Raw genomic sequence first — 14,158 nt, forward strand, 5'->3', positions numbered from 1 at the left:
CGGCCATCATCCCGTCTCCGCCGCCCGCTCCGCTTCCAGCTGAACGCAGTGGCGCATGACATCGGCGCCGGTCTCGTTCCAGGTGGTGATCCCGCCGGCCATGATGACCTGAACGAGACCCTCCGAGAGCTCAGGCAGCGTCAGACCAAGCTTCATCGCCGTGGCGGCGTGGTTCTTCGCGCCGTTCTTCTGGCCGATCAGCGTGTCGAGCAGGGCGAAGATCAGCTCCTTGGTCTTGAGATCGAGCGCGCCGCCTTCGTCCCGGTCGCGCATGATCGCGGCGCGGATCAGGCCATAACCCGCGAAGGCGGCGGGAGCATGCTGCGACAGAAGGCTGAAATTGTCCGGCACGCGCCCGAGGGTCGCCATGAAGCTGGCTGTTCCGATATCCGTCGCTGCAACGGTGATGTCGTCTCGGGTCATGGCGCTGGGCTCCGGCTGGCTTGCGTCCAACGAAGCTAGACGCCCGCTGCGACCACGACCATTGCGTCGCACGCCGAGGGATCCCTCAATACCCGAACTGCTCGCGCAGGATCCGCTCGTCGAGGCTGTGGCCGGGGTCGTGCAGCATGACGAGATCGACCTGGCGATCGATCTCGATCTCGACGCGCAACACATTGTCGATCTGGACATGGTCGGCGACCGCGCTGACCGGGCGTTTCTCGGCTTCGAGCACCTCGATCGTGACCTTGGCGTGGTCGGGCAGGAGCGCCCCGCGCCAGCGACGGGGGCGGAAGGCCGAGATCGGGGTCAGCGCCAGCAGGGGCGCGTCGAGCGGCAGGATCGGGCCGTTGGCGGAGAGGTTGTAGGCGGTCGAGCCGGCCGGCGTCGCCAGCAGCACGCCGTCGGCGACGAGTTCGGGCAGGCGGACCTGGCCGTCCACCGAGATCTTCAGCTTGGCGGCCTGGTAGGAGCGGCGCAGCAGCGAGACCTCGTTGATCGCCTCGGCGTGAACCTCGGTGCCGTCCTTGTCGATGGCCCGCATCGAGAGCGGGTGGACGACACTGCGCTGCGCCTGCGCCAGTTTCTTGCGCAGGCCGCGCTCGCTGAACTCATTCATCAGGAAGCCGACGGAGCCGCGATTCATCCCGTAGATCGGCGTGCCGGTGCCAATGAAGCGATGCAATGTCTGCAGCATCAGCCCGTCGCCGCCCAGCGCCACGATGACGTCGGCTGTCGCGGTGTCGGCATTGCCGTAGCGCTCGGTCAGCTTGGCCAGGGCCGCCTGGGCCTCCGGCGTCTCGCTGGCGACGAAGGAGATGGCCTGAAAGCGCTCGGTCATCGCGTATCCTGAAGGCGGCGCGCCGTGGCGGCGCAAGGCCGTGCCTTAGCATGGGCGGCGGGACAATCGCGAGCCGGCATGAAACGCGGCCATGAAAAAGGCCGGGGTCGCCCCCGGCCTTCCAGATCGGATCGGTCGAAACGTGGCCTCAGACCGCCGGGCTCCACTGCACCGGCACCATCTCGAAGCCGTTGCCGGATTTGGCGATGTGGCCGGTGGCCGGGAAGGGCGCGTGGTAGAACGCGACCTGCATCTTGTCGGCGGCGACCATGTCGAGCAGCTTGCGGCGGGTGGCGGCGGCCTGGGGGCCGTCCATGTCGAACACGGCCGACCAGTCGGGATTGCGCACGAACAGGGCCGGGTGGTTGGTGGTGTCCGACATCACCATCAGCGACTTGCCGCCCGAGGCGAGCGCGAAGGTGGTGTGGCCCGGCGTATGGCCATAGGCGGCGACCGAGGTGATGCCGGGGACGATCTCCTTGCCGGCCTCGAACTGCTTCACATCCTTGGCGATGGGCGCAAAGACGCGGCGGACATTGCCGAAGGCGCCCTTCATGGCCTCGGGCGCGGCGCTCATCTTGGCGTCGTCCATCCAGAAGGCCCATTCGGCGGCCGGCACCATGACCTCCGCATTGGGGAACATCGCGCTGCCGTCCTTGAGGCGGAAGCCGTTGATGTGGTCGCCGTGGAAATGGCTGAACACGACGGTCGAGACGTCCTTCGGGTCGAAGCCGGCAGCCTTGAAGTTGGCGGCCCAGGTGCCCGAGGTCGGAGCGCCGGAATCGCCGTTGCCGGTGTCGATCAGGGTGAGCTTGCCGCCCTGCTGCACGGCCAGCGTGGTGAAGCTGATGTTGAGCGCGTCGGCCGGCAGGAAGGCCTGCTCCATCGCCTTCTTGACGTCGGCGAGCTCGGCGTTGCGGACGAAGCCTTCGAGCGGACGGCGGCCGAAGCCGTCATTGATCGCGGTGAGGGTGATGTCGCCGATCTTGTAGCGATAGAATCCGGGGGCCTGGGTCACGGGAGCTCCTTGCGCATAGGCCGGGCTGAACGCCGGCAGGTCCAATGTGGTTGCGGCGGCCAGCGCGCCGGCTCCGGCGATGACGCCGCGGCGCGACAGGTTGAAATCGGTCATGGTTTTGTCTCCCTCGGCTCGAGCAGAGCCTGCCGGACCCTAGCGGGCTGCGCGGCCGGTTCAATCGCCGGGGGCTTTCGCTGGGGCACCGAGCGGGTCAAGTTTTCGTGAGGGCCCGAGGGCAGGCCCGGCTTACGGGGAGGTCGGCTCGCCCTTGTCGGCGGCGGCGACGCCCTGCCGGCGCGCGAAGGCCCGCAGCATCGCGGCGCAGAGCGTCAATGCGCCGATCGTGCCGCTCGCCGAGCACTCGGCCACGAGCGCCTGGAAGGCTGCGCTCTCGTCATGGACGATCGACTGGACGCTCCAGCGCCAGTCCGGCGCCTTGTGCCTGAGAAGGCCGATCGCGACGTCGATATTGGCACTCACCGAACCCAGCGTCTTCCAGAGCGGGCCCTCCTGGTAGAGGCCCCCGGGGGGTGTGCGGCGGCCGACGAGATGGCTCGGCTTCCGGCGGACCGTGTAGCCGAGCGCCTCGTAGATGTCGGCATCGAGCGTCCGGTCCGGCTTGGCCGTGGTTTCGCAGCGATCGGCGAGGGCAAGGAGATCTTCGGGTCTGTGCATGATCGCTTCAGGTTGGGAGCCGGTGCGATGATTCACGAGGTCGCGGCAGCACGATGGCGGGTTGCGGGCGGCTTGGCCCGGGACGAAGCCTGGAGCTAGGAGACTGGTGCCGGCGGAGAGGATCGAACTCCCGACCTTCGGTTTACAAAACCGCTGCACTACCGCTGTGCTACGCCGGCATCTGGCGTAGCGGTTATCAGCCGGGCTCCGCCACGGCAAGATCAGCGGACGCATGATCGACCGCAAGATCGCTGACGCGTTCGCCGCCGCGAAAAAGCCCCGCCTTCGAGAAGGCGGGGCTCGCTGTCGCGCAGGACTGAGCGAAGGGCTCAGTTCTCGTGGGTCATGATGTCGCGATCCTTGGTCTCGGGCACGAAGAGCATGCCGATGATGAAGGTCATCATCGCGATCACGATCGGGTACCAGAGGCCGTAGAAGATGTCGCCGGTGCCGGCCACCATCGCAAACGAGGTCGCAGGCAGCAGACCGCCGAACCAGCCATTGCCGATATGGTAGGGCAGCGACATGCCGGTGTAGCGGATGCGGGTCGGGAAGAGTTCGACCAGCGCGGCGGCGATCGGGCCGTAGACCATCGTCACGTAGATGACGAGGATCGTCAGAATGGCGATGATCGTCAGCGACTGGGCGGAGTTCAGCGCGCTGAAGAAACCGACCTTGACGATGCGGGCATCGCCCGGGGCCGGGTAGCCGGCGGCGATCGCCTCCTTGGCCAGGGTGGCGGCAAAGGTCGCGTCGATGGCCAGATCCTTGCCGTTGACGGTGACCTTGGCAGGCGTCCCGGCGGGAGCCGGGGCCTGGGTGTAGACGATGGCCTGGGTCGCGAGCGTCCGGCGGGCGATGTCGCAGGGCGCGGTGAAGGTGCGCACGCCGACGGGATCGAAGACCGAGCCGCAGGTGGCAGGATCGGCGACGACCTGGACCTTGACGTTCTGATGCGCTGCGGCGAGGCCGGGGTTGGCGGCCGTGGTCAGTGCGCTGAAGAGCGGGAAATAGGTCAGCGCCGCGATCAGGCAGCCGGCGAGGATGACCGGCTTGCGGCCGATCCGGTCCGACAGCGAGCCGAAGAAGATGAAGCCGCCGGTGCCGAGGATGAGCGACCAGGCGATCAGCACGTTGGCCGAATACAGGTCGACCTTGAGGATGCTCTGGATGAAGAACAGCGCGTAGAACTGGCCGGTGTACCAGACGACGGCCTGGCCGGCGGTGAGGCCGAACAGGGCCAGCAGCGCGATGCGGGCGTTCTTCCACTGGCCGAAGGCTTCCGACAGCGGCGCCTTCGAGCCGGTGCCCTCTTCCTTCATCTTCTTGAAGGCGGGGGATTCCTGCATCTGCATGCGGATCCAGACCGAGATCGCGAGCAGGAAGATCGAGAGCAGGAACGGAATGCGCCAGCCCCAGGCGGCGAATTCGGCCTCGCCCATGTTGACGCGGATGCCGAGGATGACGAGCAGCGAGAGCAGCAGGCCCAGCGTCGCCGTGGTCTGGATCCAGGAGGTGTAGAAGCCGCGGCGGCCGGGGGGAGCATGTTCGGCGACATAGACCGCCGCACCGCCATATTCGCCGCCGAGCGCCAGGCCCTGCAGCATGCGCAGCGCGATCAGGATGACGGGAGCCGCCCAGCCGATCGTGTTGTAGCTGGGCAGCAGGCCGACCAGGAAGGTCGAGGCGCCCATGATCACGATGGTGACGAGGAAGGTGTATTTGCGGCCGATCAGGTCACCCAGGCGGCCGAAGAACAGCGCGCCGAAGGGACGCACCAGAAAGCCCGCCGCGAAGGCCAGCAGCGCGAAGATGGCGCGGGTGTTGGGATCGAAGGCCGAGAAGAAATGCGCGCCGATCATCACGGCCAGCGAGCCGTACAGATAGAAATCGTACCATTCGAAGACGGTACCGAGCGATGACGCGAGAATGACGCGCTTCTCTTCCGCCGTCATGGGGCGGTTGGCGACCTTCGCCCCCGCGACGTTTGCTGCCATGGTCATGGCGTATCTCCCCTGCGATGTCCCCGGCAGCGGGACGATCCGCGCTGCCCGTTGCCTGTCCCGTCTGTCGTCGATGGGATGCCGGCTGATCCGGCAGCGGAGCCATTGCTGCGCCATGCCGTTCCGGGCGGGACTGATGCGCTTCAGAAAAACACTTTTCAATCAAGCACTTGGTCTTGCATACTTCGTCTTACGACTATAGGCGGGGACCTGGAGGCCGGCTGGCCCGGGCGCTTCGCGCGCGGTTTTCGCGGCCTTCGCGGCCAGTGGACGGACACGGCACCCCAGCGATCGACGCCGCTGCAGGCGGCTTCCCAAAGCGGGTGTTGCGCCTATACTCGGCCGCGGAGGCCTTCAGGATGCGGATGAGGAGGAGCGCCATGTCGCGCGCCACGACGATCGGCCTCGGCCTGCTGGCCGCGCTGCTGTTGACGCCCCTGACACCGGTCGAGGCGGAGGCCGCCGGCGCGGCGGCGCGTCCGTCCGCAACCGCGTCGAAAGCCATCGGCTCGGGCGCGTCGGGCATCCACCAGGTTTCGCGCAACCGCTGGGGCGGCGCGGACGGCCACCGCATCCGCGGTCACCGCCATGCATATGGGCATGGGCATGGGTCCGTCCGGCTGGGGGCGCTCGGCTATCCCGGGCCCTCGACCAATCCGGTGTCGGCACGGTCCAGCCATAGGCTGTCTGATCCGGGCCTCGAGCCGGAGCGTGCGATCGACCGCCGGTCCTTCGAGCACATGCCTGTGCGCATCGGCATCGTGCGCGGGCCGACGCCGGAGCCGACGCTCTACCGGCTCGAGGGGCGCCGCGACCGGCCGGCGACGCGCGTCATCCGCATCAACGACCCCGAGCCGCGCGACGGGCGGCGCAGCCGCTTCGCCCATGCGGAGACGGGCGCCTTGCTGCTGATCGTGCCCGGCCGCTGAGCGGAGGTGACCTCGCGTCTCAGCGCCGCCGGCTGGCGGCGTAGAGCGCGATCGCGGTCGCGTTGGAGACATTGAGGCTGGTGATGGTGCCCGGCACTTCCAGCCGCGCGACCTGGTCGCAGAGGTCGCGCGAGCGCTGGCGCAGTCCCTTGCCTTCGGCGCCCATCACCATGACCAGCGGGCGCGTCAGGGCGACGTCGTCGAAGGGAATCTCGCCGTCCGAATCGAAGCCGATGCGCTGGAAGCCGCGCTTGCCGAGCTGGTCGAGCGCATCGCCGAGATTGCGCACCGCGATCAGCGGCACATGCTCGAGCGCGCCTGAGGCCGATTTCGCCAGCACGCCGGTGGCGGCCGGCGAATGGCGGATCGTAACGATGACCGCCGCTGCGCCGAAGGCCGCCGCCGAGCGCAGGATCGCGCCGACATTGTGGGGATCGGTGATCTGGTCGAGGGCCAGCACGATCGCATCGTCGGCCAGGCTGTCGAGATCGGGCGAGGGCAGCGGGTCGCAGACGAGGTAGAGCCCCTGATGCACCGAATCGGGCGTCAGCAGCCGGTCGATCTCGGAGGGGCGCACGATCTCCGGCTCCAGCGGCAGATCGCCGATCTCCTCCTGCAGGCGCTTGACGCCGTTTTCGGTGGCGAGCAGGCGGCGGTGGCGTCGCTTTGGGTTTCGCAGCGCCTCGATGACGGGATGGACGCCGTAGAGCACGGCCTCGTCGATATCGCCGGGGCGATGGTGGAGCGTGCCGTCGGCGCGCCGGGGGCTGGTCTGGCGCGGCCGGTCGCTGCGGTCCGGCTTGGGACGAAACGGGGCTGGCATCGGGCTTCTCCTGCGGCGCTGGCGCATGCCCTGACATGACATCCCCGGCTTGGCCAGCCTGGAATTGCCGGGAGGACGCGCGATGCCCATGGGGCAGAGGGCTTTTTGCCGTTGACAGGGGGCGGCCCGGTCACCATAAGTCCGGCCGCGCCTGTCGCCGTCACGCGAGTGACATGAGACATCGCCTGCGGCTTGGCCGCAAGCAGCGCGGGCGGGGGAATGTCCCGAGCGGCAAAGGGGGCGGACTGTAAATCCGCTGGCTATGCCTTCGCAGGTTCGAGTCCTGCTTCCCCCACCATCTCCTTTTCCGATCAGAACGGCGAACCGGGTCGCACCCAGCGATCGGGTTCGCCGTTTTTCGTTTGTCCTGGTGCTGCAGGCCGGGACGAACGATCCTGCATCGAGATCCTGCATCGATATCCGGCGCGCGCTCCGGGGATGGCGGCACCACGACACGCCGCCGCTCGGGAGAGCGTCGCGGCGTGCTCGCAGGCGATCGGGTTGGCCGCCTGATCGAGACGATTGCCCTGTCGGCGAAACCATGGCCTACTTCCGCAACTGTCGGGTCGAAACAACGTCAGGTTCGAGGCGGGGCGGGGATGGTCACCAGTAACGTCAAGATCAGTTGCAGACAGCGTGTCGCCGGTCCGGCTTTGGCCCTATTCGCCGCTCTGGCGCTCGGCGGCTGCCTGTCCAGCGGAGAGGAGCGGACGGCGCAGGCCGTGGTCGTCGCCTCAGTCGCCGCGCCGAGCGACATCGGCATCGACAAGCTGATCGGGAGCTGGGGCATCGCATCCTTCCACAACGAGAAGGACCGCAAGCGCACCGAGGCGCAGGCCAAAGCGAGCTGCAATCAGCCCTATGTCATCGCCAAGGGCGCTCGCAACGGCGTGATGATGCATGTCGCCGACGACGCCAAGCTCTACGAACTCAGGCTCAAGGCCGGTGCGGGCGGGCGGAATTTCCTCGGCTTCGAGGCGCCGCCCGGCGATCTCCAGGATCGCGAGATCCTGTCGGCGACCGATGCGATGCTGGTGATGCGCTTCGTCGATCCCGACGCGCATCGCCGCTATGGCACCTTCATCTATGTGCGTTGCCGCTGAGCGGGAGGACCCGATGACTCACGACACCTTGCGCCCGGTTCGGACTGGGCTGGCGGCCGCGGCCTTGATGGCCTGTCTGGCGCTGCCGCAGACAGCGCAGGCCCAGCCGCGCCCGCCCGCCGCCGTGCAGGAGACGATGGATATCGGCGACGAGCCGGGCCGCGTCTCGACCGAGGAGGTCAGCATCACCGAGGGTCCCTATGCCCGGCAGATGGTGCTGTTTCGCTCCAGCGAGCCACCGGGGACGGTGATCATCCAATCGGCCGAGCGCTTCCTCTATGTCGTGCAGGGCAATGGGCGGGCGCTGCGCTACGGCATCGGCGTCGGCCGCGAGGGCTTCCAGTGGTCGGGTCTGGTGCAGGTCAGCCGCAAGGCGGAATGGCCGGACTGGCGCCCGCCGCCGGAGATGCTGCAGCGCCAGCCCTATCTGCCGCGCTTCATGGCCGGCGGGCCGGGCAATCCGATGGGCGCGCGGGCGCTCTATCTCGGCTCGACGGTGTTTCGCATCCACGGCACCAACCAGCCCGAGACGATCGGGGAGGCGATCTCGTCGGGGTGCTTCCGGCTGGCCAATGGCGACGTCGCCGATCTCTATGAGCGCGTACCGCTCGGGACCAAGGTGATCATCCGGCACAAGGCGACGCTGTAGCGCGCCGCCGCGCCCGCACGACACATCAGGGGGGGAACGTCATGTCGCGGGTTTCATCAATGTGCCGGCGTGGGCTCGGCGTCTTGGCTGCCATGCTCTGGGCCGCGGCGGTGGCAAGCCCCACCGGAGCGGGGACGCTGGATACGGTGAAGCAGCGCGGCACGCTCGCCTGCGGCGTCAGCGAGGGGCTGAACGGGTTTTCGGCCAAGGACGCGCAGGGCCGATGGCGCGGGTTCGACGTCGATTTCTGCCGGGCGCTGGCGGCGGCCGTGCTCGGCGATGCGGAGAAGGTGAGCTTCACGCCCTTGTCGGCGAGCGAGCGCTTCGATGCGCTCAAGGGGGCGAAGGTCGATCTGCTCTCGCGCAACTCGACTTGGACGCTCGGCCGCGAGGCAGAGCTCGGCCTCGCCTTCGCAGGCATCACCTATCATGACGGCCAGGGCTTCCTGGCCAAGCGCGCGCTCGGTGTCGACGGCGCGCTGGCGCTCGACAAGGCGAAGATCTGCGTCGAGACCGGCACGACCTCGCAGTTCAACCTGGCCGACTTCTTCCGCGCCAACGCGATGACCTATGAGGAGAAGCTGTTTCCGGGCGCGGCCGAGGCCTTCGCCGCTTTCGAAGCCGGCCAGTGCGATGTCCTGACCCGCGACCAGTCGGCGCTTTATGGCGAGCGGCTGCGGCTGGCCAGGCCCAGCGAGGCGATCGTCCTGCCCGACGTGATCTCGAAGGAGCCGCTCGGGCCGGTGGTCCGCGCCGACGACTTCGCCTGGTTCACCGTGGTGAAGTGGGTCAATTTCGCGTTGATCAACGCGGAGGAACTCGGCATTGCGGCCGGCAACCTCGACGATGCGCTGAAATCGCAGAAGCCCGATGTCCGCCGCTTCACCGGCGCCGAGGGCGGCTTCGGCAAGGCGCTGGGCCTGTCTGCCGACTGGGCGGTCAAGGCCGTGCGGGCGAGCGGCAGCTATGCCGAGATCTATGAGCGCAATCTCGGCACGGGCTCCAAGCTCGCCATTCCACGTGGGCTGAACCAACTCTGGAACATGGGCGGCGTGCTTTACGCGCCGCCGCTGCGCTGAAGCCTCTCGGCCGGCAAGGCTGACGCTGGCGGGCGCTGCGGGCGGCGGTTCAGGACGGTGCTCAATCCTGCGTCGAGAGGCGCCGGTACAGCGCGTTGGCCCGGTTCAAATGGTCGGACATGGCCAGCGCCGCCGCGTCGCCATCGCCCGCGGCGATCGCGTCATAAATGCGCCGGTGTTCCTCCAGCGTCAAGCGTTCGGCGCCGGGTGCGCGCACCAGCGAGCGGTAATAGACACCAAGCCAGGCCAGCATCGCCTCGACGGCGGCGACGAAGACCGGGTTGCCGGTCATCGCCGCGATCTGGCGATGGAAGGCGATGTCGCAGGCGAGGAAGTCGTCGAGCTCGGCCTGGCGATGCGCATCGAGCCGTTGGCGCAGCACCGCGAGACCGGCCGCGTCGACGCGCTGCGCCGCCAGCCGGGCGACTCCGGCCTCAAGCAGGACGCGCGCCTCCTTGAGATGGTCGAGCGTGCGCGGCTCGACGCTGAGCAGATAGCGCGCGGCGTCGGCCATCTGCCCGATCATCGCCTGGGCCGTGGGCAACAGGACGCGGGCACGCTCGCCATGGCTGATCCCGACGATGCCTGAGCGTTCCAGTTGCTGCAGCGCCTCGCGGATCGAGGGACGGCCGACACCATAGGCGTCCATCAATTCGCGTTCGGAGGGCAGTTGCGCCCCGGGTGCGAACTCGCCGGCCTGGATGCGGGCGAGCAGGCGGTCGAGAACCTCCTGATGCAACTTGCGGCGGGGGATCGGTTCGGGCGTCACGGTCGGTGCGGTCTTGGTCATGGCGGGGGAAGCGGGCCGCCGGCGCGGACGGCCGCAAAATAGTCGTCGCCGCCGATCTGGCCGCCTTTCAGCGCGAGTTCAAGCCCGTCGCGGCGGGGATCATCGGCATAAGCGCGGCAGAGCGGCGAGCCCGGCGCGATCGCGGCGATGGCCGACAGTGCGTCGATGCCGAGCGACAGCGTGGCATGGCCGGAGGTGTCGCCCCCGGCGATCAGGGCGCGGGTCACGCTGGATGCGTCGAGGATGGCGCCCAGAATGGTGCCGAGGCCCGCGCCGATGCGGTCGTTGACCGTCGCCATGTCGAGGCCGGCGCTGCGGCAGGCCTCGGCCATGGCCGGCACGGCGGGGTCGTCGGGGCCCTGCGCGGTGAAGACGAGGGGCGAGGCGCCTGTTCCGACCGCCGCCAGCGCTGCGGCGACCGCGCGGCCGCATTCCGCCTGCCAGGCTGCGGTATCCACAGCGCGCGTCGCGTCGAGCCGGATGGGTTCGAAGCCGTGCTGCCCCGCATGGGCGATCTGGCCGGCGGTCACGGGCGAACAGGAGCCGGAGACGACGGCGATCTGTGCCACCGGTGCGGCGCGCAGCGTCGGCGGCGAGCGCGGGATCAGGCCGGCCGCGCGCCAATGCGCCACGAGCGCATATTCGACGCCTTGCGAACCGGCGACGAAGCGGCAGGCCGCACGGTCCTGCCAGATCAACCGTCCCGCGGCGGCCAAGCTGGGTTCGTCGACGCCGTCGATCGCGATCACGGGGATGCCGTCGCCCCTGATGGCTGCCAGGACGTCCGGCACCCGGTCGTTCTGGAGCGCGGGCCAGTCGATCAGGCCGATCCGCCTGTTGGTCTGGCGCGCCAGATGGCGGGTCAGGTCGGCTTCATCCATCGGCGTCACCGGATGGCGCGCCATCACCGGGTGCCGGTCGAGCCGGTGCCCGACGCCGCCGACGACGGCAAACAGGTTGCCGAAGAGCTGGTAGCGGCCGATCGGCGGCGCCGCGACGAGAAGCGGCACCCAGCCAGGGGACAGCGTCGCCACGCCAAGATCGATCGCACGGCCGATCGAGCCGATCGCGGGGGCCGAGTCGAAGGTCGAGCAGGTCTTGTAGTGGATCAGCGGCGCGCCGATGCCGACCAACGAGCGGTAGATCGCCGGCAGATGCGCGTCCATCCAGGCCGGCGATTGCGAGCGCGCGATGCCGGCGATGCCGATGCAGCGGCGGTCGGCGAAGGCGGCCAGCCGTTGCGGGGAGGGGGGCTTGAGAAACATGACCGAATCGAGCCCGGCGAAGCTCATCACCTCCATCACGGCGGCCGAGCCGGTGAAGTCGTCGCCGTAATAGGCCAGCAGCGGGCCGGGCGGCAAAGCCTCGCTCATGCGTAGTGCCCCAGTGCAGCCGCCAGCGCCGGGCTGTCGAGGGCCTTGTCCTCCAGCGTGACGCCCGCGACCGCCGCGCTCCAGGAATCGCGCAGCGCCGCCACGCCGGCTCCGGGGCCGTCGGGATGGGCGAGGATGCCCCCGCCCGCCGCGAAGATCAGGTCGGTCGTGCCCAGCGCGCGCCAGGTGCCCTGCGCCTGCCGGATGGTCTGGCCGGAGGAGAACACCGGCATGATCGCATCCGCGCGATGGGGGAAGAGCGGTGCGAGGCAGGCCTTCGCCGAGGCGATGACGCTGTCGTCGGGCTCGCTGAACTTGTTGGCGAGCCCGTTGACGTGCATTTGGTCGGCGCCGGCCAGCCGCCAGAGCTTGTGCCAGGCGGTGTAGGTCCAACCCAGCGCCGGGCTGCGGGACAGATAGCCCCAGCCGTTACGATGGGCATGGATCGGCAGTTGCGAGAACTTCCCCAACTCGATCATGCCGACGAGGCCGACCGAGTTCAGGCTCGCCATCACGCAGGTGCCGCCCGCCTTCAGCACATGGTCGTGGCGGCGCTTCATCTGGTCGAGATCGCCGGTCAGGTTGAAGGCGACCATGGTCTTGCGGCCGCTGCGATCGGCCTGCGCCTCGACGACGCGCATCACCGCATCGACCCGCGCCTCGAACGGGCAGAGCGCTCCGTCCGACTGCAATTCGTCGTCCTTGATGAAGTCGATGCCGGCGCGGCAGAGCGTGTCGACCAGCGCCGCCGTCTCCTGCGGGCCGAAGCCGACGCTGGGCTTGATGATCGTCCCGATCAGCGGGCCGCTGGCGACGCCGGCCAGCCGTCGGGTGCCGGCGATGCCGAAGCGCGGCCCGCCATAGGCCTCGGCGAAGGCCCGCGGCAGGCGGATGTCGAGCAGCTTGAGGCCCGAAACCTGCCGCAGTTCGAAGAGGTTGCCGGCGATGGTGGCGAGGAGGTTCGGCAGCGAGGCACCGATGGTCTCGAGCGGCCAGGACAGGGTGACATGGGCGCGGCGATAGCCCTCCCGCGGCGCCGGCGGGTCGGCCGTGGCGCCGGGCAGGGAGCGACGATCGGCGTGGTCGAGCAGTTCCAGCCGCTCGACGCGCGCGGCGGCGCGGGCGGTCAGCTCGGGTGTTTCGCCGGGCACCGCGATGAAGGTGCCGCTCGATTGCTCGCCCGCCATCGCCTCGGCGGTGCGGCGCGGATCGCCCGGCGTCTCCAGCCAGTAATCCGCCTCGACGCGTTGCATCCCGTCCACGCCTTCGCTCCCGTCACTAAACTCATGATGTCATCACACCAGATTGACAGCATGAAACCCCCATGGGATCAACTCATCATACCAGTTGGACGCCTCTACGGGAGATGCAGCATGACGGTGGTCGCCCTGTTCGGCGCCGGTGGCAAGATGGGGATGCGGCTGGGCCGCAACCTTGCCGCCTCGCGTTTCACCATGCGGCCCGTCGAGGTCAGCCCGGCCGGCCGGGAAAGGGTGCGCGAGGCCTTCGGGCTCGCCTGCCTCGAGGCCGAAGAAGCGATCGCGGGGGCGGAGGTCGTCGTTCTGGCGGTGCCCGACACCCATGTCGGGGCGGTGGCGACGACGCTGCTGCCCAAGCTCGCCCCGGGCACGATCGTGGTGATCCTCGATGCTGCCGCCCCGCATGCCGGGCATCTGCCGGAGCGGGCCGACATCACCTATTTCGTGACGCATCCCTGCCATCCGCCGATCTTCAACGACGAGACGGACCCCGCCGCCAAGGCCGATCATTTCGGTGGCATCGCGGCGAAGCAGCACATCGTCAACGCGCTGATGCAGGGGCCGGACGCGCATTACGCGCTGGGCGAGGAGGTGGCGCGGGCGATCTGGGCGCCGGTGATGCGCTCGCACCGCGTCACCGTGGAGCAGATGGCGATCCTGGAGCCGGGCCTGTCGGAGACGGTCTGCGCGACGCTGCTCGACGCGATGCGCGAGGCGATGGAGGAGGCAATCGCGCGCGGCGTGCCGCGCGAGGCGGCGCGCGACTTCCTGCTCGGCCATATGAACATTCTCGCCGCCGTCACCTTCGAGCAGGTGCAGGGCGTGTTCTCCGACGCCTGCAACAAGGCGATCGTCTTCGGCAAGGACACGATCCTGAAGCCGGACTGGAAGCGGCTGTTCGAGCCGGAGGAGATCGCCGCCAGCGTGCGCCGCATCACCTGAGCACCTGACTCACCACACGAGCCCTCATCCTGAGGAAGCCCGAGGGCTGTCTCGAAGGATGGTCCAGATGGTTCGGGAGCCTCCTGAAGCACCCTTCGAGACGCCAGTCCTTGCGGACTGGCTCCTCAGGATGAGGGCCGAGGGAATATTCGGCGAAACTCTATGCGTCATCGGTCCGCTTTGACCCCTTGACCTTCCCATGATGGGAAGCCCCATCTCGTCCCCTTGCCCCG

General features: G+C 68.7%; 14 protein-coding genes and 2 tRNA genes. 6 read left to right on the top strand and 10 right to left on the bottom strand.

Annotated elements, in window-relative coordinates:
- Positions 1–6 precede the first annotated feature (6 nt).
- The 6 genes from Q8S38_RS21890 to Q8S38_RS21915 all read right to left on the bottom strand — a co-directional run bounded on the left by Q8S38_RS21890 (position 7) and on the right by Q8S38_RS21915 (position 4,978).
- Positions 7–423: a carboxymuconolactone decarboxylase family protein gene (locus Q8S38_RS21890; RefSeq protein WP_305682458.1), complete on the bottom strand. Its 417-nt coding sequence runs from the start codon at positions 421–423 to the stop codon at positions 7–9.
- An 85-nt stretch (positions 424–508) separates the two neighbouring features.
- Complete coding sequence (locus Q8S38_RS21895; protein ID WP_305682459.1) at positions 509–1,282, bottom strand: NAD kinase; 774 nt, start codon at positions 1,280–1,282, stop codon at positions 509–511.
- A 148-nt stretch (positions 1,283–1,430) separates the two neighbouring features.
- Positions 1,431–2,414, bottom strand: coding sequence for an MBL fold metallo-hydrolase (locus tag Q8S38_RS21900; protein WP_305682460.1), 984 nt, complete (start codon positions 2,412–2,414; stop codon positions 1,431–1,433).
- A gap of 132 nt (positions 2,415–2,546) precedes the next feature.
- The gene (locus tag Q8S38_RS21905) at positions 2,547–2,975 is read right to left on the bottom strand and encodes a hypothetical protein (RefSeq protein WP_305682461.1); all 429 of its coding nucleotides are present in this window, start codon (positions 2,973–2,975) and stop codon (positions 2,547–2,549) included.
- A 104-nt stretch (positions 2,976–3,079) separates the two neighbouring features.
- Positions 3,080–3,154 (bottom strand) — tRNA-Thr (locus Q8S38_RS21910).
- 150 nt (positions 3,155–3,304) lie between these two features.
- Positions 3,305–4,978 carry an MFS transporter gene (locus Q8S38_RS21915; RefSeq protein WP_371125943.1) on the bottom strand — a complete coding sequence of 558 codons (1,674 nt, stop codon included), beginning with the start codon at positions 4,976–4,978 and terminating at the stop codon, positions 3,305–3,307.
- A gap of 380 nt (positions 4,979–5,358) precedes the next feature.
- On the opposite strand from Q8S38_RS21915, the gene Q8S38_RS21920 reads away from it, so the two are divergent.
- Positions 5,359–5,907, top strand: a complete 549-nt coding sequence (locus Q8S38_RS21920; RefSeq protein ID WP_305682462.1) for a hypothetical protein — start codon at positions 5,359–5,361, stop codon at positions 5,905–5,907.
- A gap of 19 nt (positions 5,908–5,926) precedes the next feature.
- On the opposite strand, the gene Q8S38_RS21925 is transcribed toward Q8S38_RS21920, so the two are convergent.
- The gene (locus Q8S38_RS21925) at positions 5,927–6,757 is read right to left on the bottom strand and encodes a TrmH family RNA methyltransferase (RefSeq protein ID WP_371125944.1); all 831 of its coding nucleotides are present in this window, start codon (positions 6,755–6,757) and stop codon (positions 5,927–5,929) included.
- Between the two features lie 186 nt (positions 6,758–6,943).
- Here Q8S38_RS21925 and Q8S38_RS21930 point away from each other — a divergent pair.
- The 4 genes from Q8S38_RS21930 to Q8S38_RS21945 all read left to right on the top strand — a co-directional run bounded on the left by Q8S38_RS21930 (position 6,944) and on the right by Q8S38_RS21945 (position 9,561).
- Positions 6,944–7,028: transfer RNA gene (locus tag Q8S38_RS21930), tRNA-Tyr, on the top strand.
- A gap of 301 nt (positions 7,029–7,329) precedes the next feature.
- On the top strand, positions 7,330–7,833 hold the full coding sequence (locus Q8S38_RS21935) for a hypothetical protein (RefSeq protein WP_305682464.1): 504 nt from the start codon (positions 7,330–7,332) through the stop codon (positions 7,831–7,833).
- Positions 7,834–7,846: 13 nt separating this feature from the next.
- The gene (locus tag Q8S38_RS21940) at positions 7,847–8,482 is read left to right on the top strand and encodes a L,D-transpeptidase (RefSeq protein WP_305682465.1); all 636 of its coding nucleotides are present in this window, start codon (positions 7,847–7,849) and stop codon (positions 8,480–8,482) included.
- 92 nt (positions 8,483–8,574) lie between these two features.
- Positions 8,575–9,561, top strand: coding sequence for an amino acid ABC transporter substrate-binding protein (locus tag Q8S38_RS21945; RefSeq protein ID WP_305682512.1), 987 nt, complete (start codon positions 8,575–8,577; stop codon positions 9,559–9,561).
- Between the two features lie 61 nt (positions 9,562–9,622).
- Here the strand turns inward: Q8S38_RS21945 and nanR are convergent, their stop codons facing one another.
- From nanR to Q8S38_RS21960, 3 genes are read right to left on the bottom strand one after another with little or no spacing between them, the layout of a single operon-like run.
- Positions 9,623–10,351, bottom strand: coding sequence for a transcriptional regulator NanR (gene nanR / locus Q8S38_RS21950; protein WP_305682466.1), 729 nt, complete (start codon positions 10,349–10,351; stop codon positions 9,623–9,625).
- A complete protein-coding gene (locus Q8S38_RS21955) occupies positions 10,348–11,724 on the bottom strand; it encodes a four-carbon acid sugar kinase family protein (RefSeq protein WP_305682467.1) in 1,377 nt (458 codons plus the stop codon). The genes nanR and Q8S38_RS21955 overlap by 4 nt, the downstream gene beginning before the upstream one ends.
- Positions 11,721–12,977: a ribulose-bisphosphate carboxylase large subunit family protein gene (locus tag Q8S38_RS21960; protein WP_305682513.1), complete on the bottom strand. Its 1,257-nt coding sequence runs from the start codon at positions 12,975–12,977 to the stop codon at positions 11,721–11,723. Before Q8S38_RS21960 ends, Q8S38_RS21955 begins: the two co-directional genes overlap by 4 nt.
- A 120-nt stretch (positions 12,978–13,097) precedes the next feature.
- On the opposite strand from Q8S38_RS21960, the gene Q8S38_RS21965 reads away from it, so the two are divergent.
- Entirely contained in the window at positions 13,098–13,925 is an 828-nt protein-coding gene (locus tag Q8S38_RS21965) for a phosphogluconate dehydrogenase C-terminal domain-containing protein (RefSeq protein ID WP_305682468.1), read from the top strand.
- Positions 13,926–14,158: the final 233 nt, after the last annotated feature.

This window comes from Allobosea sp. (genome assembly GCF_030695125.1).
In the GTDB taxonomy this organism is placed as follows: domain Bacteria; phylum Pseudomonadota; class Alphaproteobacteria; order Rhizobiales; family Beijerinckiaceae; genus Allobosea.

Excerpts from the sequence above, each read along its gene's own strand:
- Q8S38_RS21890 (WP_305682458.1), bottom strand. The coding sequence starts at position 423 with ATGACCCGAGACGACATCACCGTTGCAGCGACGGATATCGGAACAGCC.
- Q8S38_RS21895 (WP_305682459.1), bottom strand. The coding sequence starts at position 1,282 with ATGACCGAGCGCTTTCAGGCCATCTCCTTCGTCGCCAGCGAGACGCCG.
- Q8S38_RS21900 (WP_305682460.1), bottom strand. The coding sequence starts at position 2,414 with ATGACCGATTTCAACCTGTCGCGCCGCGGCGTCATCGCCGGAGCCGGC.
- Q8S38_RS21905 (WP_305682461.1), bottom strand. The coding sequence starts at position 2,975 with ATGCACAGACCCGAAGATCTCCTTGCCCTCGCCGATCGCTGCGAAACC.
- Q8S38_RS21915 (WP_371125943.1), bottom strand. The coding sequence starts at position 4,978 with ATGACCATGGCAGCAAACGTCGCGGGGGCGAAGGTCGCCAACCGCCCC.
- Q8S38_RS21920 (WP_305682462.1), top strand. The coding sequence starts at position 5,359 with ATGTCGCGCGCCACGACGATCGGCCTCGGCCTGCTGGCCGCGCTGCTG.
- Q8S38_RS21925 (WP_371125944.1), bottom strand. The coding sequence starts at position 6,757 with ATGCGCCAGCGCCGCAGGAGAAGCCCGATGCCAGCCCCGTTTCGTCCC.
- Q8S38_RS21935 (WP_305682464.1), top strand. The coding sequence starts at position 7,330 with ATGGTCACCAGTAACGTCAAGATCAGTTGCAGACAGCGTGTCGCCGGT.
- Q8S38_RS21940 (WP_305682465.1), top strand. The coding sequence starts at position 7,847 with ATGACTCACGACACCTTGCGCCCGGTTCGGACTGGGCTGGCGGCCGCG.
- Q8S38_RS21945 (WP_305682512.1), top strand. The coding sequence starts at position 8,575 with ATGCTCTGGGCCGCGGCGGTGGCAAGCCCCACCGGAGCGGGGACGCTG.
- nanR (WP_305682466.1), bottom strand. The coding sequence starts at position 10,351 with ATGACCAAGACCGCACCGACCGTGACGCCCGAACCGATCCCCCGCCGC.
- Q8S38_RS21955 (WP_305682467.1), bottom strand. The coding sequence starts at position 11,724 with ATGAGCGAGGCTTTGCCGCCCGGCCCGCTGCTGGCCTATTACGGCGAC.
- Q8S38_RS21960 (WP_305682513.1), bottom strand. The coding sequence starts at position 12,977 with ATGCAACGCGTCGAGGCGGATTACTGGCTGGAGACGCCGGGCGATCCG.
- Q8S38_RS21965 (WP_305682468.1), top strand. The coding sequence starts at position 13,098 with ATGACGGTGGTCGCCCTGTTCGGCGCCGGTGGCAAGATGGGGATGCGG.